At 41.3% G+C, this 22,694-nt stretch carries 24 protein-coding genes and 1 tRNA gene; 11 read left to right on the top strand and 14 right to left on the bottom strand.

The annotated features are described in order from the left end of the window. Position 1 precedes the first annotated feature (1 nt). The 3 genes from FFF34_012735 to ruvX all read right to left on the bottom strand — a co-directional run bounded on the left by FFF34_012735 (position 2) and on the right by ruvX (position 1,571). A complete protein-coding gene (locus FFF34_012735) occupies positions 2-643 on the bottom strand; it encodes an O-methyltransferase (protein ID TSD64759.1) in 642 nt (213 codons plus the stop codon). 15 nt (positions 644-658) lie between these two features. Continuing rightward, a complete protein-coding gene (locus tag FFF34_012730; GenBank protein ID TSD64758.1) occupies positions 659-1,087 on the bottom strand; it encodes a GxxExxY protein in 429 nt (142 codons plus the stop codon). A gap of 73 nt (positions 1,088-1,160) precedes the next feature. After that, a complete protein-coding gene (gene ruvX, locus FFF34_012725) occupies positions 1,161-1,571 on the bottom strand; it encodes a Holliday junction resolvase RuvX (protein ID TSD64757.1) in 411 nt (136 codons plus the stop codon). A gap of 152 nt (positions 1,572-1,723) precedes the next feature. Between ruvX and FFF34_012720 the strand changes: the two genes are divergently transcribed. From FFF34_012720 to gldH, 3 genes are read left to right on the top strand one after another with little or no spacing between them, the layout of a single operon-like run. After that, complete coding sequence (locus FFF34_012720) at positions 1,724-2,869, top strand: hypothetical protein (protein TSD64756.1); 1,146 nt, start codon at positions 1,724-1,726, stop codon at positions 2,867-2,869. 2 nt (positions 2,870-2,871) lie between these two features. Next, positions 2,872-4,230 (top strand): hypothetical protein, encoded by a 1,359-nt coding sequence (locus FFF34_012715; GenBank protein ID TSD64755.1) that lies wholly within the window; start codon positions 2,872-2,874, stop codon positions 4,228-4,230. 4 nt (positions 4,231-4,234) lie between these two features. Then, positions 4,235-4,714, top strand: coding sequence for a gliding motility lipoprotein GldH (gene gldH / locus FFF34_012710; protein TSD64754.1), 480 nt, complete (start codon positions 4,235-4,237; stop codon positions 4,712-4,714). 1 nt (position 4,715) lies between these two features. On the opposite strand, the gene FFF34_012705 is transcribed toward gldH, so the two are convergent. Continuing rightward, the gene (locus FFF34_012705) at positions 4,716-5,087 is read right to left on the bottom strand and encodes a hypothetical protein (GenBank protein ID TSD64753.1); all 372 of its coding nucleotides are present in this window, start codon (positions 5,085-5,087) and stop codon (positions 4,716-4,718) included. Between the two features lie 22 nt (positions 5,088-5,109). Continuing rightward, positions 5,110-5,493, bottom strand: a complete 384-nt coding sequence (locus tag FFF34_012700) for a hypothetical protein (protein ID TSD64752.1) — start codon at positions 5,491-5,493, stop codon at positions 5,110-5,112. A gap of 78 nt (positions 5,494-5,571) precedes the next feature. Between FFF34_012700 and FFF34_012695 the strand changes: the two genes are divergently transcribed. Next, positions 5,572-5,814, top strand: coding sequence for a hypothetical protein (locus FFF34_012695; GenBank protein TSD64751.1), 243 nt, complete (start codon positions 5,572-5,574; stop codon positions 5,812-5,814). A gap of 71 nt (positions 5,815-5,885) precedes the next feature. Next, the gene (gene rmuC, locus FFF34_012690) at positions 5,886-7,262 is read left to right on the top strand and encodes a DNA recombination protein RmuC (protein ID TSD64750.1); all 1,377 of its coding nucleotides are present in this window, start codon (positions 5,886-5,888) and stop codon (positions 7,260-7,262) included. 110 nt (positions 7,263-7,372) lie between these two features. Here rmuC and thiL read toward each other — a convergent pair whose 3' ends face one another. Together thiL and nadA are read right to left on the bottom strand one after the other, a co-directional pair. Then, on the bottom strand, positions 7,373-8,413 hold the full coding sequence (thiL, locus tag FFF34_012685; GenBank protein TSD64749.1) for a thiamine-phosphate kinase: 1,041 nt from the start codon (positions 8,411-8,413) through the stop codon (positions 7,373-7,375). A 97-nt stretch (positions 8,414-8,510) separates the two neighbouring features. Next, positions 8,511-9,503 (bottom strand): quinolinate synthase NadA, encoded by a 993-nt coding sequence (nadA, locus tag FFF34_012680; protein TSD64748.1) that lies wholly within the window; start codon positions 9,501-9,503, stop codon positions 8,511-8,513. A 407-nt stretch (positions 9,504-9,910) separates the two neighbouring features. Here nadA and nadB point away from each other — a divergent pair, with 407 nt between their 5' ends. Next, a complete protein-coding gene (gene nadB, locus FFF34_012675; protein TSD64747.1) occupies positions 9,911-11,503 on the top strand; it encodes an L-aspartate oxidase in 1,593 nt (530 codons plus the stop codon). A 143-nt stretch (positions 11,504-11,646) separates the two neighbouring features. Here nadB and FFF34_012670 read toward each other — a convergent pair. Next, positions 11,647-11,719 (bottom strand) — tRNA-Gly (locus FFF34_012670). A gap of 77 nt (positions 11,720-11,796) precedes the next feature. On the opposite strand from FFF34_012670, the gene FFF34_012665 reads away from it, so the two are divergent. Then, entirely contained in the window at positions 11,797-12,309 is a 513-nt protein-coding gene (locus tag FFF34_012665) for a gamma carbonic anhydrase family protein (GenBank protein TSD64746.1), read from the top strand. Here the strand turns inward: FFF34_012665 and FFF34_012660 are convergent. The 5 genes from FFF34_012660 to FFF34_012640 all read right to left on the bottom strand — a co-directional run bounded on the left by FFF34_012660 (position 12,299) and on the right by FFF34_012640 (position 18,727). Next, positions 12,299-13,942 carry a hypothetical protein gene (locus FFF34_012660; GenBank protein ID TSD64745.1) on the bottom strand — a complete coding sequence of 548 codons (1,644 nt, stop codon included), beginning with the start codon at positions 13,940-13,942 and terminating at the stop codon, positions 12,299-12,301. The two genes, FFF34_012665 and FFF34_012660, sit on opposite strands and share 11 nt — an antisense overlap. 115 nt (positions 13,943-14,057) lie before the next feature. After that, entirely contained in the window at positions 14,058-15,920 is a 1,863-nt protein-coding gene (gene mnmG, locus FFF34_012655) for a tRNA uridine-5-carboxymethylaminomethyl(34) synthesis enzyme MnmG (GenBank protein TSD64744.1), read from the bottom strand. A gap of 38 nt (positions 15,921-15,958) precedes the next feature. Next, entirely contained in the window at positions 15,959-16,165 is a 207-nt protein-coding gene (locus FFF34_012650; GenBank protein ID TSD65069.1) for a hypothetical protein, read from the bottom strand. A gap of 43 nt (positions 16,166-16,208) precedes the next feature. Then, positions 16,209-18,074: an ABC-F family ATP-binding cassette domain-containing protein gene (locus tag FFF34_012645; protein TSD64743.1), complete on the bottom strand. Its 1,866-nt coding sequence runs from the start codon at positions 18,072-18,074 to the stop codon at positions 16,209-16,211. Then, the gene (locus FFF34_012640) at positions 18,074-18,727 is read right to left on the bottom strand and encodes an NAD-dependent epimerase/dehydratase family protein (GenBank protein ID TSD64742.1); all 654 of its coding nucleotides are present in this window, start codon (positions 18,725-18,727) and stop codon (positions 18,074-18,076) included. Before FFF34_012640 ends, FFF34_012645 begins: the two co-directional genes overlap by 1 nt. A gap of 104 nt (positions 18,728-18,831) precedes the next feature. Here FFF34_012640 and FFF34_012635 point away from each other — a divergent pair, with 104 nt between their 5' ends. The 4 genes from FFF34_012635 to FFF34_012620 all read left to right on the top strand — a co-directional run bounded on the left by FFF34_012635 (position 18,832) and on the right by FFF34_012620 (position 21,966). Then, positions 18,832-19,542 carry a pirin family protein gene (locus FFF34_012635; protein ID TSD64741.1) on the top strand — a complete coding sequence of 237 codons (711 nt, stop codon included), beginning with the start codon at positions 18,832-18,834 and terminating at the stop codon, positions 19,540-19,542. A gap of 81 nt (positions 19,543-19,623) precedes the next feature. Then, a complete protein-coding gene (locus FFF34_012630; protein TSD64740.1) occupies positions 19,624-20,400 on the top strand; it encodes an ABC transporter permease in 777 nt (258 codons plus the stop codon). A gap of 1 nt (position 20,401) precedes the next feature. Beyond that, positions 20,402-21,187: an ATP-binding cassette domain-containing protein gene (locus FFF34_012625; protein TSD64739.1), complete on the top strand. Its 786-nt coding sequence runs from the start codon at positions 20,402-20,404 to the stop codon at positions 21,185-21,187. Continuing rightward, positions 21,184-21,966 carry an MCE family protein gene (locus FFF34_012620; GenBank protein ID TSD64738.1) on the top strand — a complete coding sequence of 261 codons (783 nt, stop codon included), beginning with the start codon at positions 21,184-21,186 and terminating at the stop codon, positions 21,964-21,966. Before FFF34_012625 ends, FFF34_012620 begins: the two co-directional genes overlap by 4 nt. Positions 21,967-22,139: 173 nt before the next feature. Here FFF34_012620 and FFF34_012615 read toward each other — a convergent pair whose 3' ends face one another. Next, on the bottom strand, positions 22,140-22,655 hold the full coding sequence (locus tag FFF34_012615; GenBank protein ID TSD64737.1) for a glutathione peroxidase: 516 nt from the start codon (positions 22,653-22,655) through the stop codon (positions 22,140-22,142). Positions 22,656-22,694 lie beyond the last annotated feature (39 nt).

The raw sequence follows: 22,694 nt of genomic DNA, 5'->3' as shown, positions 1-22,694 counted from the left end.
TTTACTTTTTTCTGATGAGCAATAGTCCGTCGCGGACAGGCAGAATTAGCTTTTCGACCTGCTTGTTAACAGTTATGTGCTCATTTAGTTTGCGGAAACTTTCGGTATCGGCGTCATTTCCGTTGCCATCATATACCTTCCCCTTCCACAAAACATTATCAATTATTATTAACCCACCGGGCCTTACTTTGTCTAATACTAACTCAAAGTACGTCAAATTATTTCTTTTATCCGCATCAATAAACACTAAATCGAAGTTATCCCCCTCAAAATCAGCTATTACACTATCAGCAGGGCCGATATGCAGCTTGATTTTTTTTTCCACATTTGTCAGTTTAAAATGTGAATTCAGCATTTCTTCCATTTCTGCGTTCACTTCAATAGTATGCAAAATGCCGCCTTCAACCAGGCCTTCGGCAAGGCAAATAGCCGAGTAGCCGGTAAACGTGCCTATCTCTAAAATAAGTTTGGGTTGCATCATTTTGCTCAGCATGCTCAAAACGCGCCCCTGGTAATGGCCACTTAGCATATTGGGCTTAAGTACCTTTAAATAGGTGTCGCGGTTTATTTTTTGCAAGCCTTCGGGCTCCGCGTCAGTATGCGCATCAAGGTAGTTCTGCAGGTTTGAATCTAAAATCTCCATTGTTGACCGTTGATTTTAATGATTGGATGATACCGTTGATTGATTTCTGAGCTTATACTCGTTAGTAATACGCTTAAACTCCAAACTTTTTGCACCAAAATTTATCAGTAAACCCGTTGCTAATTTATATGCTTCTAAGTAGTTAAGACCCTGGGCAAGATGAACATCTTCCAACTTTACGACAGCTTTTAGTTCAACCATGATCTTATCCTCAACCAAAAAGTCTACCCGCCTGGTTCCAACATCAACACCATCATAAAAAATTGTCATTTCCAATTCTCTGGCAAAGCCCAAGCCCTGTTTCTGCATTTCAATCGCCAGCGAACGCTGATATATTACTTCCTGAAATCCGTTTCCCAGCGCACTATGCACTTTAATCGCACAGCCAATTATTTTGCCTGTAATCTTTGAATGTGAATAAGAGGGGTTAACAATATCTTTCATTAAGGGGGGAATATTTTTGCTACAAAATTACAAAAATCATCAACGAAATCCCCCAATCACAAAAATCAGCGGTTCAGACCGTTTTCCCCATCCAACTTTGCAGTAATATCACGGCCGATATAGTATCTACCAACTCTTTATTTTGCCTGGCTTTTTTGCCCATTCCGCTTTGGGCTATGGCGGCCGATGCCATTTTTGAAGTAAAGCGTTCGTCTAACATTTCCACAGGGATATCGGGGAAGGTCTTTTTTAGCAAATTAACGAAGCCCTTTACATGTATGGCCGATTGCGAGGGGGTATTATCCATTTGTTTCGGTTCGCCCACTATAAAACGCTCCACCTGTTCGGTTTGCAGGTATTTTTTCAGGTAATCGATGATTTTTAGCGGATGTATGGTATCTAACCCGGTAGCGATGATTTGCATAGGGTCGGTAACGGCAATGCCGATGCGCTTGGTGCCATAGTCAAAAGCCATTACCCTCATTTGATTTTTGATTTTAGATGTACGATTGTCGATTGATGCATTGCCTTATATGTAATTGCAAATGTGCGTATTATTTGCGCAGGTGTTAGTAACCGGGCTAAATCTAATATCTAAAATCGTACATCTAAAATCAATTCGTTATTTTGCACCAAATGCAGTTTAAGGATATTATAGGGCAACAGGCTATAAAGCAACGATTGATCAACTCGGTAACAGAGAACCGGGTGAGCCATGCGCAGCTCTTTTTGGGGCCCGAGGGTAGCGGCAGTTTGGCTTTAGCGGTTGCTTACGCGCAATATTTGTCGTGCGAGGATAAGCAACCGACAGATTCGTGCGGGGTATGTTCATCGTGCCGCAAGTATCAAAAGCTTATGCACCCGGATCTGCATTTTAGTTACCCTTTTTTTGCCAAACATAAGGATGATACCGCGCTAACTTTTATTGAACAATGGCGCGAGGCTTTTAACGCTAACCCCTACTTAAACTTAGATACCTGGCGCGGATATTTAGAGGCCGAAAATAAACAGGCCAACATCAACATTGCCGAATGCCATCAAATTATAAAAAAGCTAAGCTTTAAGCCCTTTGAATCAGCCTACAAAATACTGATACTATGGCTGCCCGAATACCTCGACAAAGAGGGCAACGCCTTGCTTAAGGTAATTGAAGAGCCGCAGCCCAATACGCTGTTTTTACTGGTTGCCCAAAACCAGGACCAGATATTGAACACCATTTTATCGCGGACGCAGCTCATAAAAATACCTTGCTTAAATTACGAGGACATTAAACAAGAAATGGTAGCGAATCATAACCAAACAGATACCGCTGCCGCCGAAATTGCCTACCTGAGCAATGGTAACATGACCGAAGCTTTGGGCATGTTATTACACGATACCAAAAGCTATCACGAGTTGTTTGTACAATGGCTTCGTTTGTGCTTTGCCAATAAAGGCCTCGATGTTTTGGCATTTGTAGAACAGACATCAAAAATGGGCCGCGAAAATCAAAAGAACTTTTTACGCTACGGCACCAGTTTTTTACGCGAGTGCTGCCTGCTGCGCAGCGGCGCCGAAAGACTGGTTAAACTGCCTGAACGCGAAATGGAAACAGCCCGAAAAATGTCATCGGTTATTAAAATTTCTGAAGCAGAGGTAGTAATTGACGAGCTGGAAAAGGCCCATTATCATATAGAACGTAACGCAAACCCTAAAATCTTGTTTTTAGACGTATCTTTGCAGATTATAAAAGTATTACATTTGAAAATTGTCCCTTCGGGGAATCATTATATACCAAATTAATTATGGGATGCGGAAGTTGCTCAACAGGGGGCGGTTGCTCACCTGCAGGCTGCAAAAGTAATGGCTCGTGCCTTACTAATGGTTGCAGCAAATTAGATGTACACGATTGGCTATCGCATATGGATATGCCAACAAACTATAAACCTTATCCAATTATTGAAGTAAAGTTCAAAGGATCGAGGAAAGAATTTTATAACAACGTTGATAATATTTACCTGGAAGCCGGCGACTTAGTTGCTGTAGAAACCACTACCGGCGGTTACGATATTGGCCATGTATCTATCACCGGCGAACTGGTGCGCATGCAAATGACCAAGCGCCATGTCAAAGAAGCCGACGTTGTTAAAAAAATATATCGCCGTGCCACACCTGCCGATGTAGACAAGTGGAAGATGGCTAAAGACCTGGAGTGGGAAACCATGCATAAATCGCGCACGCTGGCTTTGGAATTAAACCTAAGCATGAAAATAAGCGATGTGGATTACCAGGGCGATAAAACCAAAGCTACCTTTTATTATACGGCCGAAGGCCGCGTAGATTTTAGGGAACTGATCAAGAAAATGGCGGAATCGTTCCGCATACGTATCGAAATGCGGCAGATAGGTATGCGCCAGGAGGCAAGCCGCCTGGGTGGTATTGGATCATGCGGGCGCGAGCTTTGCTGCAGCACCTGGTTAACCGATTTTAAAACGGTATCAACTTCGGCTGCGCGTTATCAAAATCTATCGTTAAATACACTTAAACTTGCCGGCCAGTGCGGCAAATTAAAGTGCTGTTTAAACTACGAGCTGGATACTTATATGGATGCCTTAAAACACATCCCTGATAATGTAAATATGCTGCGTACAGAGCGGGGCGACGCGCGTTTGCAAAAGACAGACATATTTAAAAAGCTGATGTGGTTTAGTTACCCTCGCGAAGAATCGTGGGTGCCATTGCCTATACATCGCGTTAAAGAAATTCAGCAAATGAACCGTGATGGGGTTATCCCTGCCGATTTGGGCGAAGTTGTTGAAATAGAAACCAAGCCGGTTAAAGTATTGGATTACGAGAACGTTGTTGGACAAGACAGCTTAACCCGCCTTGACGAACGCAGCCGTAATAACAAAAATAAAAAGAACAAAAACCGCAATAAAAATCAGCGCCCCAACGGCGCTCAAAGCCAGCAGCAACAAGCCAACCCGAACAACAGGCCGGCGCCACAGCAGTCGCGACCTGATGGGCAGCAACCAAATGTGAGCAGACCCGATGGTGGTAACCGCCCGCAGGGAAATAACAATAACAGGCGCAATAACAACAGGCCAAGGCCAAACAATAATAATAACCCCAACCGTAACGATAACCCGCCAAGGCCGGAATAAAATAATGCAGCGTTTAAAAATTGTTTTAGGTGTATTTATAGCCCTTGTGCTTTTTACGGCACAAGGTTGCACCGACCCCTTATCGGTATACGACCAAAACCAGGAAGTGGTTAATCACAACTGGTCCTATGTAAACCGTATTAAGTTTGATGTAAAAATAGAAGATGAAACCATCCCCTATAATATTTACTTTAATTTAAGGGTGGCCGGTACGTATAAGTATTCTAATATATTCGCGCTGTTTTTTAGGAGTAATCCGGGCGCTAAGACGCAAGTTACCCGCTTCGAGTTTAAACTGGCAAACGCCGATGGCGAATGGCTGGGCAGCGGAAGCGGCAACTTATACAGTTACCAATTGCCTTTGCTCACCCAATATAAGTTCCCTAAAAAAGGTACCTACCATTTTGAGTTAGAGCAAAACATGCGCGACAACCCCTTGCGCGATGTTACCGATGTTGGCTTAAGAGTAGAAAAGGTTAAATAATCTACTTTACATCAATAGGGATGGATATCCTCGGTGCTGATGACGTTACAGGAACGCCGTAAGCTTTTCCATTGTCGTAAAAGGTGAAGAGCACATTACCAAAATTATTATTCAATACCTCTACCCATAGTTTATCGCCGACATTTAAATCGAGTGAATATTCATAACTGCCGGTAATAGTTTGAGTGTTAACGTACTTTTTATCTGTTTCTCCGCTTTTTATAACGGCCAAATCTACAACTATCTCTTTTTCGGAGGTCGCCGTAATTTTAATAGTATGCTTAGTATTAACAGGGCTTAGGTTATTCTTTTTTGAACACCCCATTATTAACAGACACATAATTAAACCAGTTGATGATAATAGCTTTTTCATTAGCCTAATATACAGTTTAGTATTACTTTACTGTATAACTTATTGTAGCGGTAGTATGCGTTGCAAATATCTTCCCGCTTTCCTGGTCGGCAATGGTGCCATTATTGTATATTTTATAGCTGATACTGTTGCTTACATCAGACGATAACTTCACAAACACATAGCTGCCAACTGCCGCCTGCGTGCTATACTCAAACGATGTACCTTTTGCTACGGTTATGTTTTTTACTTCTGTTTGTGTACCACCAAAGCTATCGGCTGTATAAATGATTACAGCAAAATCTGCCGTGGCCGATGCTGTTATTTTAATAGTATGTGGAGCCTCGGGAGCTGGCTCGCTTTTCTTTGAGCAGGCGCTTACCAGTAAACAAAGTATAATAGCGGTAGTTGTAAATAAGTGCTTCATAACGGTTTATAATGTAATTTTTAAAACATGCAAATATGCTGATTGTATTTAATGTATACCATCAATAACATTAAACTTATGAAAAAGCTATTTGTTTACCTGTTCACCTTAATAGTCATAACCTGCGCGGCCTGCAACGGTACCAAAAAAACCGGTGGCGATAAACCTGACTCGGGCCAAACACACGTGGGAAACTCCGGCCCGGCCGATACCAATAAACTACCTGTTTCGCCTACCGAAACCGGCGGAAAAGATACCAGCAGCAATGGCGTTGGTACTACCAATCCTGTAAAGGATACTACAGCAGCCCCTAAGCAATAATAGCTTTTGCTAATTATTTTATTTTAATACTAAAATACCTACATTCGTTTTGCTAATATTTTTATCAAAACATGAATGAGGCTTTTTTAATTATTGCGGGTGTAGCTGTATTGCTTTTGATTTTTTTTGTGGTGCTTAAAACCACTAATAAAACTAACAGCCCGGCATTTGATGATAATCTTTTAAGATCGGAAAACGAGGCTTTAAAAATTGCCTTGGCCAAGGCCGAACAAAATGCATTAGGATTACAACGCGAGAAAGAAAATATCACTACCCATTTAAAAGATGAGCAGTCGCGTTTGATAGATGAACTTCTGGATGTGCGTACCCAACTGTCCGAGGCTAATCGGTCTTTAGAATCTTCGCGTTCCTTCTTCACGGCCCAGCAGGAAAAACTGACCGAGCAAAAAGAGGAGATAGAACATACCCGACTGCATTTTCAACGGGAATTTGAGAATGTTGCCGAAAAATTATTAAAAGAAAAATCAAAGGAGTTTAGTGATGTAAATAAGCTGAGCATTGATGCTATACTTAACCCGCTGAAAGAGAATATTAAGAATTTTGAGGATAAGGTAGATAAGGTTTACAACATGGAAGCCGCCGAGCGCAATACGCTTAAAGGTGTAATAACCCAATTGATGGATCTTAATAAACTCATCAGTACCGAAGCCAATAATTTGACCAAGGCTTTAAAGGGCGATAATAAAAAGCAGGGTAACTGGGGTGAGGTAATACTGGAAAAGGTTTTAGAACGATCTGGCTTGATACGCGACCGGGAGTACCGTATACAGGCAAGTCTTAACGCACAGGATGGGGGTAGGCTGCAGCCGGATGTAATAATCGACCTTCCGGATGATAAACATTTAATAATCGATTCTAAGGTCTCGTTAATAGCCTACGAACGTTTAGTTAATTGTGAAACCGAAGAAGAGCGCAAATTATTCTCAAAAGCACATGTCGAATCTATCCGCGGGCATGTGCATGGTCTATCATCTAAAAACTATCACGACCTTTACCAGGTAAACTCGCCCGATTTTGTGCTGCTTTTTGTGCCTATAGAATCCTCCTTCAGCTTTGCCGTACAATTGGACGCCGACCTTTTTAGCGATGCCTGGGATAAGCGGGTGGTTATTGTTAGTCCGAGCACTTTATTAGCCACCCTGCGCACCATTGCCAGTATATGGAAACAGGAAAGGCAGAACCGTAATGTATTGGAAATTGCCCGCCTCAGCGGCGAGATGTATGACAAATTTGTTGGCTTTGTTGGGGATATAGAAGCTATAGGTAAAAACATTAAACAAAGCCAGGATAGTTACGATAAGGCATTGAATAAGCTAACCGATGGCCGCGGCAATTTAACCGTAACTGCTGAGAAGATAAAAAAGTTAGGAGCTAAGGCTAATAAGCAGATAGACCAGAAATATATTGGGGAGGAAGAAGCAAATTAATGAAGCTGTCATTGCGAGGTACGAAGCAATCTCTCGACTTTGCAATTCCACTTGTCCTGTGTAGAGATTGCTTTGTCGCTATCGCTCCTCGCAATGACAAATGGGCACTACTACGCCTTAAACGCGTTCCATCCCTGCGCTTTTAACTCGTGCAGGTTGCCGGATTTTGTTATCAAACTACAGCCCTCATTTGGCTCGGTAATATAGCCGATGATGGTAAAATCCAATTTAAATTTTATCTTATCGTAATCAGCTTGTTTTACTGTAAATAGCAATTCATAATCTTCGCCGCCGCTTAGGGCGCAAACTGTTGGGTCAAGGTTAAATTCACGGGCTGTTTCGTAGGTCATTGGATCGATGGGTATCTTTTCCTCGTATAACTTACAGCCTTTATTACTTTGCTTGCAAATGTGTAATATCTCTGATGCCAAACCGTCAGATACATCTATCATGGCTGTTGGCTTAATATTCAATTCTTTTAGCAGATCAACAATATCCTTTCGTGCTTCGGGCTTTAATTGTCGTTCTACTATATAATCTTTCCCCTCCAGGTCAGGTTGTATATTAGGGTTTTCTAAGTAAACCAGTTTTTCACGTTCTAATAATTGTAAACCGGTATAAGCACCACCCAAATCACCGGATACACATATCAAATCACCCTCTTCAGCAGTATTACGGTAAACAATATCCTTTTCGTCAGCATAACCGATTGAGGTTACACTTATTACCAAACCTTGCTTTGATGCAGATGTATCCCCGCCAACTATATCCACATTATAATTGCCGCAAGCCAGGTAAATACCTTCGTATAATTCTTCAATAGCCTCTAATGGGAATTTGCTACTCATGCCAATAGATACCGTTACTTGCGTAGCAGTACCATTCATGGCATATATATCGCTAAGATTTACCTGTATAGCTTTATAACCCAAGTGTTTTAGCGGTGTATAAGCCAGATCGAAGTGTATACCTTCTAACAGCATATCGGTAGATACCAACATCCTTTTACCTTCAAAATCTAATACTGCGGCATCATCGCCCACACCTTTTATACTGCTTTTTTGTACAAGTTTTATATTTTTAGTTAAATGGTCTATTAAACCAAACTCACCTAAATTTTCAATATTGGTTTTCTCTTCGTTCTCGAACATAATTATTATGATTACACTGATTATTGGGACTACACCGATTATTGGAAATTACACCCATTTTAATCAGTGTAATCATTCTAAAATCGGTAAAATCATATCATAAGCCTAAGCTTGCCGATATTTCCAGCATTCTTTCTATCGGTTTCACAGCCTTTTCAATAATGTGCATAGGCACTTGTATTTCGGGCATTTCATTTTTTAAACACAGGTATAGTTTTTCCAGTGTATTACGTTTCATGTGCGGGCAATCGTTACATGCACAAGTATTGTTTGGTGGCGCCGGTATAAACACCTTATCGGGGTTATCCTTTTCCATCTGGTGAATAATACCTGCTTCTGTTGCTACTATAAACTCCTTTTCGGGGCTGTTAGTAGCATATTTTAATATCCCTGTGGTCGATCCTATGTAATCGGCCAGTTGTAATATAACTTCCTCACACTCGGGGTGTGCCAGTATTTTAGCATTTGGATAGCGTTCTTTTAATTTGGTAATTTTTTCACGGCTAAAAATTTCGTGTACCATACAAGCGCCATTCCATAAAACTAAATCCCGGCCTGTTTTTTTAGCTACCCACGCCCCTAAGTTTCTATCCGGTCCAAATATTATCTTTTGGTCTTTTGGTAAGCTTTCTACTATTTGCACCGCGTTGCTGCTGGTGCAAACAATATCGCTTAAAGCTTTTAGTTCGGCCGTGCAGTTTACATAGGTAATTACCAAATGGTCGGGGTAATTCTCTTTAAACTTTTTAAATAAATGTGGCGGGCAACTATCAGCTAATGAGCAACCTGCCTTTAAATCCGGTAGTAAAACCTTTTTATTTGGCGATAATATCTTAGCTGTTTCGGCCATAAAATGTACCCCGGCAAAAACAATAATATCCGCATCTGTTTTAGCTGCCTGCTGAGATAGGCCCAGGCTATCGCCAATATAATCGGCAATATCCTGTATATCCCCTTCCTGGTAATAGTGGGCAAGTATAACGGCATTTTTAGCTTTTTTCAGGTTTTCTATTTCGGCGAAAAGGTCGAGCGACGGATCGATGTATTCGTCGGCAAAACCTTTCACTTTTATTTCTTCGAAGATATCCATTCAACAAATCAATTAATAATAACTTCTTTTTATATATAAAATAAAACTATTGTTATTAAGGTGTTAGTAGTGTTTAAAAGTTGTGATACGATTTACTTAAAAAGTTGTTTTTACATTTTTACTAACATTTTTAAACAGCTTTTTATTTTTTATTTTACTGATTATAAGATTAGTGTGACAAACAAGTTTTAATTTAAATACTTATTTGTGAATAAATACACACTGTATAAAATGTTAGTTACCTTGTTAAATCGTCTTACAAATCGCTCAAAAGTAATTGTTAATTCTGTAAATTTCCGACTTACTAACGTCATGTTTATTTGTTAGCTTTTTACTTACACAAATTTAACATGTTTTATACCGCTTATTAACATAAAGCCTAATTTTACACAATACATATACAAAAAATGACCAAAACTGTTGATTTCCTTGTGGTAGGATCAGGCATTGCAGGTTTAAGTTTCGCACTAAAAGCCGCTAAGCATGGTAAGGTACTGATAGTTACAAAAGCCAACGAAGATGAAAGCAACACTAAATATGCCCAGGGTGGTGTTGCGGTAGTTGTTGATAAAAAAGAAGATTCTTTTGAAAAACATATAAATGACACCTTAATTGCTGGTGATGGCCTATGCGATAGAGAAGTTGTGGAAGCCGTAGTGAAAGAAGGGCCGGAGCGAATAAATGAAATTATTGGCTACGGTACCAACTTTGACATGACCAACGAGGGTATTTACGACCTGGCGAAAGAGGGGGGCCACTCTGAATTTAGGGTGTTACATTATAAGGATATTACTGGTTTTGAGATAGAGCGATCGTTACTGGAAGAGATACACCGGGAACCTAATATTGAAATACTAACGCATTACTTTGCTGTAGATCTGATAACTCAACACCATTTAGGCGAATTTGTAGATAAATCATCAGACAATATTAACTGCTATGGAATTTATGCATTTAATACCGAAAGCAGCCAGGTAGAAAAAATATTATCAAAGGTTACGGTAATGGCAGCAGGTGGAGCTGGGCACATCTATTCGGTTACTACAAACCCAACTATAGCTACCGGCGATGGTGTGGCGATGGTTTACAGGGCAAAGGGTAAGGTAAGGAATATGGAATTTATACAATTTCATCCTACAGCCTTATATAATCCGGGCGAACATCCTTCCTTTTTAATATCCGAGGCCGTACGTGGTTTTGGTGGCATATTAAGGCGCACTAACGGCGAAGAATTTATGCAGGAGTATGACGAGCGTAAATCATTAGCACCACGAGATATTGTGGCAAGAGCGATTGACTCTGAAATAAAGAAATCTGGAGAGGACTTTGTTTACCTTGATATCCGTCACCGTAAAAAGAAAGATATTTTAGCGCATTTTCCTAATATATATGCCAAGTGTTTGGATATGGGTATTGATATGACACGCGACATGATACCGGTAGCACCGGCCTGCCATTATATGTGCGGCGGGGTGTTGGTAGATCATTCAGGACGGTCGACCATAAAGCGCTTATACGCCTGCGGCGAATGTTCATCAACAGGCTTGCATGGGGCTAATAGATTAGCATCAAATTCGTTGTTAGAAGCATTAGTTTTTGCACATCGTATTTACGAGGATGCCGCAGCCAATTTTGAAGCGTTTATAATACCCGATAACATACCCGACTGGAACGAACATGGTGTGCAGTTATTAAATGAGGATATTTTAGTTACCCATAACATCCGCGAAATGCAAAAGCTGATGAATGACTATGTGGGTATCGTCCGTTCTGATTTTCGTTTAGAAAGGGCTATGCGCAGGTTACGTTTGTTATACGAAGAAACCGAAGATTTTTACAAAAAAACCAAGTTGTCTGTTAAGCTTTGCGAGCTGAGGAATTTAATACAGGTGAGTTACTTGGTAGTGAAATCTGCAACTGCACGCCACGAAAGCAGGGGACTGCATTATACTACTGATTACCCGGAACATCAGGAGGTTTTGGAGGATACGGTGTTTTAGATTTGCATTAAAGCATATCGTCATTGCGCGGAGCGATAGCGACAAAGCAATCTCCGAACTGGGCATATGAGCCATAGTAGCGGTTTTGTACAGTCGGGAGATTGCTTCGTACCTCGCAATGACACTTGAAGGGTAATGGAATGAGCGGAAAACGGGATTCGAACCCGCGGCCTTCAGTTTGGGAAACTGACGCTCTACCGACTGAGCTATTCCCGCTTATGAATGCTAAAGTAATATTTTATAGTATATAAATAAAAAAGCTTTTAGCTTTATGCTTTAACCTTTCAGCTATTATGCCTGTTATACTGCCCGTAAAAGATAAATCGCCCCAATGGGGAACCGATTGTTTTATAGCTCCAAATGCTACCATAGTCGGCGATGTGGTAATTGGTAACAATTGTTCGGTATGGTTTAACGCTGTTATACGCGGCGATGTGCATTACATTAAAATAGGCGATAACACCAACATCCAGGACGGCGCCTGCATACACGCCACTTACTTAAAAGCACCTACCAATATTGGCAACAATGTATCTATAGGGCACAATGCCATTGTGCATGGCTGCACGCTGCAGGATAATGTTTTAATAGGCATGGGTGCTATTGTAATGGATGATGCCGTGGTGGAAGAATATGTGATCATAGGGGCGGGATCTGTAGTGTTGGAGCGAACCATCTGTGAGTCGGGTTATTTGTATGCCGGCTCTCCTGCCAAAAAAATAAAGCCTATAACTGATGAGCAAAAGGCTTTATTAAATAAGTTGCCGCAAAACTATATTATGTATAGCGGTTGGTTTAAGGATTAGTTTGCTCCTTCGGTATTTCCAGCGGCTCTTCGGCTTCCCAATTAGGGCGTAGCGTTATTTCTTTATCATATACCCATATGTTTTCGGGCTGTTCGCGCAGTTTAACATTACCGCTATCCCATCGGCCATTTTTATTGGCATCGTATATTACACGCACTTTGTATTTGGCCGTTAATATGTTCCTATAAACAATAGGTCCCGATTTGGTGACAACATCTGTTCGCAGTACATTTTTATCTGCACCAAGCAGTTCTATTACATATTGCCTGGCCGTATCAGGCAATACTACTTTTAAGGTTAGCTGGCTGTAATTCTCCGGTTTATCTGCCTGAAAGGGTATGCCTGCCCGTTTGTTTTTATCGCCGTAAATAGTAGTAAAGGCGCCATCATTAAATATCAACTGATACCGGCTTCCTGCCCGCCAACGATATTTTAAAGTGTAGTTACGTATACCTGATGTATCTTTTTGTATCGTATAATTGCCAACGCTAACAGAATCTTCGGTAAAAGTAATTAATGACCGCTCGAAGTTTTCGCCCGGTAGGCTGGGGGTTATGATAAGGTCGGTACCCGGCTTTAGCTTGTTATCCTTATTGAGGTTATAACTAAAGGAAACAACGCGCTGAAACGACTCTTTACGCTGTTTTAACTGGTATACTGTATCAAGTGGTTTATTATTATCCAGCACGGCAACCCTTAACGAGTCAAAATCCATATTGCGTAGGTAAACGTAGGCGCTATCCTTTGTTTTGCTAAACTCAACAAGCTTTTGGTTGTCCAAATTAGGCGGGTATAATATTTTAACGGATGGTTTTATTAATGGCCGGTTAAACACCATGCTGAATTTGCCATCAGGGTCAAATTTCTTTTCCGCCACCCTAAAGTCTGTGGCCACCTGTTTAAACAGACTTAACTTAATACCGGATGTGTCTTTTGTTAAAACGATGGGGTTCTTTTGAAAGGCGATAAGATCGCCGTCACTATTAAATATTTTATCGGGGCTTGTTTCTTTAAGAGCATAAATGCGATAGGTGTCTTCCCGTAAATTATTAAGCGAAAAATTCCCTGCCGAATCGGTAGTAGCAAAAATGATTGGCTTCTTTTTACCAAAGCGTAACGAATCATCCTTCAAAGTAAATAACATTACCGTGGCGTCTTTTTCCTTTTCCTGGGTAATGCTATTGATTACATTTCCTGAAATACTCAAAGAGTCGATATGATTGCCGGTAGAGAACACATAAGTAAAGTTCTTTAAAACATTTCCCTCGTTAACATCCGAAACGGCTTTACCAAAGTTGATCACATAAGTTGTGTTTTTCAGCAAGGTGTCTTTTAGGTCTATCACCAGGTTTTTCTTTTTCGTCAGGTACTCCGGTGGTTTCTCGGGCGCAGGGCTAATGGTTATTTCCTGGTAGGGGTTGGCCAGTTTAAAAAACTCATCAAACTCCAATACAATTTGTTTGGATTTAAAATTCCGCGTCATGTTTTGCGGCGTGGCCAACAATAATTTTGGTGGGGTAAGGTCGCGTGGCCCTCCCTGCGGTTTTTGCATGCTTGCGCAGCCCGCTACTACAAGTGCTACCAAAAAAAAGAAGGAAATTTTGTGAAAAAAAGCCAGTTTTCGATTTAACATTATTTTTATGCCCTATAAACGATTTTTAACTTTTTATGAATACTGATATTAAAACTTTGAAAAAACGCCTTGAAAACGATATTTTGTAATATCCTGATATACAGATATTTATGCATTATCTTGACACATGAACCATTAAAACCGATACATCCGATGGTGACACGCCCGAAATTCTGGATGCCTGGCCTAAAGTGCGTGGCTTTATCCGCATCAGTTTTTCGCGGGCTTCTTTTGAAAGCGAAACCAGTTGCCGGTAATCAAATTCGGGGTTGATCTCTCTATCCTCCATTTTTTTCATGCGGTCAACAATTTCCAATTCTTTTATAAAGTAACTCTCATATTTGATTTTTATTTCGGCCTGCTCAATTGTTTCTTTATTATAGCCCGATAATTTATCAGCTAATGAAGCATCTACCGATCTTAATTCTTTAAAACCAATTTGAGGTCGGCTTAGCAAATTAAATAATTTAGCGCTTTGGTTAATAGGGCTGGTGCCGCTCTCTTCCAATAGATTATTTACAACACTTGGGTCTATACTTTTAGCGCGGGTAAAGGAGACTATCTCATCGCTCTCTTTAACTTTCTTGTTCACCTTTTCTAAACGCTCATCGCTTATTAGGCCCAGTTCATGGCCCATCGGGCTCAGGCGAATGTCGGCATTATCCTGGCGCAGTAACAAGCGATGTTCCGCACGCGAGGTAAACATTCTGTACGGTTCTTCAGTGCCTTTTGTTACCAGGTCATCAATCAAAACGCCGATATATGATTCCGATCGTTTTAACAGAAGTTCGTGTTTATCGTTAATTTTTTGATGCGCGTTAATACCTGCAACAAAGCCTTGCGACGCTGCTTCTTCGTAACCGGTCGTACCATTTATTTGCCCGGCAAAATATAAATTGCTGATTAATTTAGTCTCTAAAGTTAAACTCAACTGGGTAGGCGGGAAGTAATCATATTCTATCGCATAGCCCGGACGGAACATTTTCGCCTGTTCAAAACCCGGTATTTGGGTTAACGCTTTGTATTGTACATCCTCAGGTAAGGAAGTGGAGAAACCGTTAACATATATTTCAACGGTGTTCCATCCCTCTGGTTCTACAAATATTTGGTGGCGGTCGCGCTCTGCAAAACGGTTAATTTTATCCTCTATAGAAGGGCAATATCTTGGGCCAAGTCCTTTGATGCGGCCAGTAAACATAGGCGATCTTTCAAAGCCTTCTTTAAGTGTTTCGTGTACTTTGGTATTGGTATAAGTTATCCAGCAGCAACGTTGGTTTTCTACTAAAGGGACGTCTGTGTAGGAAAAACGGCCGCGTTCTTCATCGCCCCATTGCTCTTCCATTACCGAATAGTTTAAACTGCGTCCATCTACACGGGGAGGGGTGCCGGTTTTCATCCGGCCCGATTCAAAACCTAAGGTTACTAATTGTTCTGTTAAGCCGGTAGCGGCTTTTTCGCCTGTTCGGCCTCCGCCAAACTTCTTTTCGCCAATATGTATGACGCCGTTAAGGAAGGTCCCATTAGTAAGCACTACTGCATCGGCTTCTATTTCGATTCCAATTGATGTTTTTACACCTGCAATTGTATTTCCCTTTACTAATAACGAGGTAACGGTATCCTGCCAAAAGTCGACATTGGGAGTTTTTTCTAAAGCGATTCGCCACTCTTCGGCAAAGCGTGCCCGGTCACTTTGTGCCCTTGGGCTCCACATGGCAGGCCCTTTTGATAAGTTGAGCATTCTAAATTGCAAGGATGTTTTGTCGGTAATAATCCCCGAGTAACCACCCAGGGCATCAATCTCGCGCACTATCTGTCCTTTTGCCACACCACCCATAGCAGGATTGCAACTCATCTGCGCAATGGTGCCCATGTTCATGGTTATCAGCAAAACAGATGAGCCCAAGTTGGCAGCAGCAGCGGCAGCCTCACAGCCCGCGTGCCCGGCACCTACAACAATTACATTATATTTCTTAAACATACAACCTCCATGTTCCACGTGGAACAATTGAAATATCCTTAATCTGATGTTCCACGTGGAACGTTAATAAACGAGTATAAAGCAAACGACGCCCAAATGAATTCTAATACAACAAACGGGTAAAAATGTATTAAATATGACGAAAAGCAGCACATACCGGCACCTAAACAATTCATCCCGCTGTACCAGCGGCTTTGTGCTGATAGCCTTTTGAACAGATTTAATAAAAAGGCGATCAATAAAATAATGACGCCAATTGATGCGATGATATCTGATGCTTTCAATCTTTTATGCTTCTTTAAGTTCTCCCAATTCAATCCAACGTGCGGATTTTTGATCCAGCTGTTTATTTAAATAAGCGATCTTATCTGTTAACTGGTTTAGCTTTTTAGGATCGATATTAGTAGTATTAAGCTCCTCGGTTGTCTCCTGCAGTTTAGCTTCAATATCGGCTATTTCCTTTTCTAACCCTTCAAATTCTTTTTCTTCCTTAAAGCTCAGCTTCGCCTTTTTAGGTTGTTCCGCAGCAGGCGTTGTAGCAGGGGCCGGTTTTTTGTTTTGCGCCTTGCTTTCTTCAAGCTCTAAGCGGTATGATGAATAGTTGCCGTTATAAACCTTTACATGGCCCTGCGGCTCCATAATAAACAACTGATCGGCCATCTTATCCAGTAAATATCTGTCGTGCGATACCAGCATCAATATACCGGGGTAGGTGGTCAGGAAGTCCTCTAAAACGTTTAGCGTATCAATATCCAAATCGTTGGTTGGCTCATCCAGTATTAAAAAGTTAGGGTTTTTCATCAGAATGCTCATCAGGTGCAACCTTTTCTTTTCGCCACCACTAAGTTTTGATATAAAACCGTATTGCTTTGCGGGAGGGAACAGGAATAAAGTAAGTAGTGCCGATGCCGAAATCATTTTACCATCGGCCATCGTAATAAACTCTGCCACGTTTTTTACTACATCTATTACACGCTCGTCTTCCTTAAAGTTTAAACCAGCCTGGTTAAAATAACCAATAACAGTAGTTTCGCCTTTAATAATCTCCCCACTATCTGGTTTTAACTGGTCGGTTATTAAGTTAAGCAGAGTCGATTTCCCGCTGCCATTCTTACCCGCCAATCCTATCCGATCACCTTTTTTAAATATGTAGTTGAATTTGTTAACGTAAGTATTGCCGTTAAAGGCTTTGCTCACATTATGCATTTCCATTATTTTATTACCCTGGCGCGCAATTTTAACCGATAGTTCCACATCCTGTTTAGGTCCGTTATTTTTGGTTTTGCCCTCCAGGTCATAAAAAGCATCTATCCGCGATTTTGATTTTGTGCCCCTTGCCTTTGGCTGCCTGCGCATCCATTCCAACTCTTTACGTAGTAAATTACTGTTCTTTTGAAAAGTTGCTTCATCAGACGCTTCCCTTTCGGCCTTTTTCTCTAAATAATAGCCGTAGTTGCCAAAATAGGGGATGATTTTTCCTTTATCTATCTCCAATATTTCGTTACACACGTTATCTAAAAAGTACCTGTCGTGCGTAACCATCAAAATGGTTTTGTTCCCTTCGGTCAATAATTTCTCCAGCCACTCAATAGTATCAATATCTAGGTGATTAGTTGGCTCATCTAAAATATATATTTCAGGGTCCTCAATTAATAGTTTAGCTAAAGCTAAACGTTTCTTTTGCCCGCCTGATAGCGTGTTAATGTGCTGGTTAAGGTGGTGTATATCAAGTCGCCCTAAAATTGTCTTTATCTTATATTCATATTCCCAGGCATCTACTTCGCTAAGCTCTTCCATCACCTTTTCCAGATCCTTCATGTTATCCGGGTCGTTCTCCAGCAATTCTTCGTATTTGCGTATCAGTTGCTGCTGAATGTTATCGGCATGAAAGATGTAATCGCTTATAGTTACCGCGTTTTTAAAATGAGGGTCTTGTTCCAGGTAGCCCACATTAAGGTCGCGACTTTGCGCAACCTTACCCTCTGTAGGCTTTAACGAACCCGACAGTATCTTCAACAGGGTTGATTTACCTGCGCCATTAATACCCACAAGGGCAACCCGCCGCCCGCGGTTAATACCAATAGTCAGGTTTTTAAATAACCAGTTGTCATGAAAAGAATGGCCTAAATTTTCGGCCGAAATATATGTACTCACTAAATCGTCTTTATTTTGTCTGATATATGTATATAAGTGCCCGGCGTGTCGTCTAACGATTTTTTATACATCGCCCCGGCAACCTCCGAGCCTTTTATGCTCCTGTATTTTTTCATTCCGCCAATTAGCAGCGGGTTTATTATTTTAAACAAGCCGCCCATCACCTTATCGGCCAATCTTGGCTTATTCCTATGGCCGGTAAGCATAGATGGCTGGTAAATGTGCAACACATCTAAACCTACAGCTTGCAGGTCGTTTTCCAACTCGCCCTTTAAACGTGTATAAAACAACGACGACTTTGCATCCGCCCCTATAGATGACACCAGGTGAAAATGCTTAACGCCATTTTGCTTCGCAATTTTAGCCAACTGCAATGGGTAGTCATGATCTATCTTTATGTATTGTACCTCATCGGGTGTTTGCCCTTTGGTAGTACCCATGCAACTAAACACGGCATGGCCTGTAATGGCTGCCGCATGATTATCCAGCTTATCAAAATCAATAACCAACTGCAATAACTTTTTATGCTGTATGGCAATCTCCTTACGCACTAAAACCAGTACCTCATCATACTCCGGCGCATTTAGCAGTATATTTAATAAATTACTGCCAATAAGGCCGCTTGCGCCCGCTATAACTGCTTTATATGCCATAATGGGAGGTTTAAAGCGCAAAAATACACAATATTAATTTGTGGAATAATAATTGTATGTTTAAACATGTAATTATGACACAAACAAAAAAGGAAAAAAAAATCATGAAAACGGTATTTCATCCCGCTAACGAACGCGGACACAATGACATTGGTTGGTTAAAAGCTAATTTCTCATTCAGCTTTGGCCCGTATTACAACCCCGATAAGGTACATTTTGGTGCACTAAGGGTATTAAATGATGATACGATAGGCGAGGGAATGGGCTTTGGTAGCCACCCGCATGACAACATGGAAATTACCACTATAGTACTGGAAGGAGCAGTTGAGCATAAAGACAGTATGGGCAATAAGGGTATTATAAAACCAGGAGAAGTGCAGGTAATGTCGGCAGGTACCGGTATAGTGCATTCCGAATATAATCCATCTAATACCGAGCCTGCACAGGCTTTGCAAATATGGGTGTTCCCTAAAGTAAAGAATATTACGCCACGGTACGATCAAAAAAACTTTAGCGATAAGTTGGTGCAAAACCAGTTTACCACTTTGGTATCGCCTGTAAAAAGTGATGATACGCTTTGGTTAAACCAGGATACCACCTTTAGCACCGGTAATTTTGATGCGGGCCAGCAGGTAGAGTATACTATAAAAACCCCAGGAAACGGCGCGTATGTATTTTTAATAGAAGGTGGTGCTAATATAACCGGCCAGCAATTAAACAAAAGGGACGCTATTGGTGTTTACGATACAGCATCATTTACGATAGATACTACAGATACCAGCCGAATACTAATTATAGAAGTTCCGATGCTGTAATCAATCAGCGATAAATAATATTTTCCGTATCAAAACAATTCGGTAATTGTTTGTTTATAACTGGCAAGTAATAAATAAGTTATGGCAGAACAGGCGATTACCGGATACAGAAGATGGCTGGAAGGCATTGGAGAACAGATAGTTTTCTTCAGGCAATTCTTCCGTAACATTTTTAAAGGCGGTTTTGAGTGGTCGGAATTTGTACGCCAGTGTTACGAGATCGGTTACCGGTCTATGATGCTGGTAGGTATAACATCATTCATCATGGGATTGGTCTTAATTTTACAATTAAGGCCATCCATGCTTGAAATGGGAGCCGAGAGCATGCTGCCAAAAACACTTGCCGTATCGTTTGTACGCGAAATAGGGCCGGTTATCATCGCCATTATTTGCGCCGGTAAAATAGCATCGAGCATAGGTGCCGAGCTGGGCAGCATGAAGGTAACCGAGCAAATTGATGCTATGGAGGTATCGGGCGCCAGCCCAATGCAATACCTGGTAGTTACCCGTATTATAGCTGTGAGCTTAATGGTGCCACTTTTAACTATTATTGGCGACGCCATAGGGCTGTTTGGCGGCTACCTGGCGCTTAATTTTACCGACGATATCAGTTTCTCTCTTTACTTCACCAAGTGTATATCATCCCTTGAGTTTATTGATTTTTTACCCGCATTGGTTAAAACCTTCTTTTTTGGTTTTGCCATAGGCTTTGTGGGTTGTTATAAAGGCTATAATTCTAACAAAGGGACCGAAAGCGTGGGTCTTGCAGCTAATTCGGCTGTGGTAACGGCATCGCTGTGGATATTTGTTATTGATGCGCTTGCCGTGCAAATAACCAGCTTATTATTTTACAGGTAACATGGAAACAGCAATAAAACATAAAGCCGATAATAAGGTGGCAGATAGCCGGGAGATAGTGGTGGATATTGACCATATATCAAAGGCATTTGGCGATAAAACGGTGTTGAAAGACATCAACTTAAAGCTTAAGCGGGGCGAGAATGTGGTGGTATTGGGTAAATCGGGCCAGGGTAAATCGGTTACTATACAGTGTATAGTTGGCTTATTATACCCGGATAAAGGCTCCGTAACGGTGTTGGGTGATGATGTAGCCAACATGGGCGACGAGCAATTAAAGGAATTACGCACCAAAGTGGGTTTCCTGTTTCAAAGCGGAGCGTTATACGATTCGATGACCGTGCGCGAGAATTTGGAGTTTCCGCTAACCAGAGTGCTGAAATTAAATGACCAAAGCGAGCTAGATAAACGAATAGAGGAAGTGTTAGACGGTGTAGGCCTGCTGGATGCCATTGATAAAATGCCATCGGACCTATCGGGCGGCATGCGTAAGCGCGCCGGCCTGGCACGTACAATGATAGTACGGCCCGAAATAATGCTATATGACGAGCCTACGACGGGCCTTGACCCCATTACGTCGCGAGAGATAAGTGAGCTGATACTGAACATGCAGAAAAAGTATAAAACATCATCCATCATTATTACCCACGATATGGAATGCGCAAAAATAGTTGCCGACCGCGTAGTGATAATGAATGAGGGTGCCTATATAGCCGAAGGCTCATTTGATGAGCTAAAAAACTCGGACGACCAATTTGTAAGATCATTTTTTAACAAAACCAAATGAAAACCACATCATCACAAAAAATAAAAATTGGCGCATTTACAGCAGTTGGCCTGCTGGTATTGTTCCTGGCCGTTTTTTACATTGGCAACCAAAAAAGCCTGTTTAGCTCTACTTTTAGGGTATACGGCACCTTTAAAAACGTAAGCGGGCTTACCATAGGTAACAACGTGCGTTTTGCAGGTATAAACGTGGGCGTGGTTGATGCTATCAATATTGTTACCGATAGCTCGGTACGGGTAGACCTGACACTGAACAACTCGGTAAAAAAATTCATTAAAACCGACTCTAAAATGAGCATTGGCAGCGATGGGCTAATGGGCGATAAGCTGGTGGTAATAGCCCCGGGCGGCATTACCAGCACTAAAGAGGTAGAAGAGGGTAACCAGCTAACCTCTGTTAACCCGGTAGATGTGGATAAGATAATTACCAAACTTACCAAGGTGGCCGATAACGCTGAAGTGCTTACCAGTAACCTATCAGAAATTGTGGAGAAAGTAAACCACGGGAAGGGCAGCATTGGCCGCCTGCTAAACAACGATAAAATAGCCCGCGACCTGGAGGGTACCGTTAGGCAGGCGCAAACCACCATGAAAGGGGTACACTCTACCACAGCCACACTAAACGAGGACCTGAAAGCCGCGCAGCATAACTTTTTGCTAAGAGGTTTCTTCAAGAAAAAAGAGAAAGCAGCAAAAGCTAAACAGGATTCAATTAAAAAAGTGAAGGAAGACGCTCAAAAGGCTAAAGAGAAAGCGGCTAAAAAAGCAGCGGATCAATAATTCGCTGGTGTTATCTCGAACAAGCGGTCGCGAGGAAAAATCCTGTTAGTCAAGCAAAGTTGGCCTCCATTTATCCGAACAAGATTTCTCCTCGTTACTCGTTCGAAATGACACGAAGGTTAAAACAAAAAAGGGCGCTTAATTTAAGCGCCCTTTTTTGTTTAATGCTGTAATTATAAAGCGCCGGTAATGGCCGGGTCTAATGGTTTTGTTTGTGAGCGGTAACGGTGTATTAATTTACCATTCTCGTCAATCAGGAATTTCTCGAAGTTCCATTTGATCTCTCCGGTAAAATCCGGATTAGGTGCCGATGTAAGGTAAGCAAACAAAGGAGCTATATCGTCGCCTTTAACACTTACCTTAGAGCTAAGCGGGAAGGTAACGCCGAAGTTTTTTTGGCAAAAAGTTTTAATTTCGTTTTCTGCACCAGGCTCCTGGCTACCGAAGTTGTTTGCCGGAAAACCAACAACAACGACTTTGTCTTTATACTGATCGGCCAGTTTTTGAAGATCCGCATATTGTGGGGTAAAACCACATTTTGAAGCTGTATTTACAATAAGTACTTTTTTGCCTTTGTATTTGGCCAGCGAAAAAGCGTCGCCATCAATGGTTTTTAATTTAAAATCGTATACAGACGATGGCGCGTTGCTTACAAACAGCAATGCTAATATTAAGGTAAGTGTTTTCATTGTTTTAAAAAATTGGTTATGAATAGTTTATAAACGTAA

It is taken from the genome of Inquilinus sp. KBS0705, from assembly GCA_005938025.2.
Classification (GTDB): domain Bacteria; phylum Bacteroidota; class Bacteroidia; order Sphingobacteriales; family Sphingobacteriaceae; genus Mucilaginibacter.
This window is presented reverse-complemented; position numbering and strand designations above follow the sequence as displayed.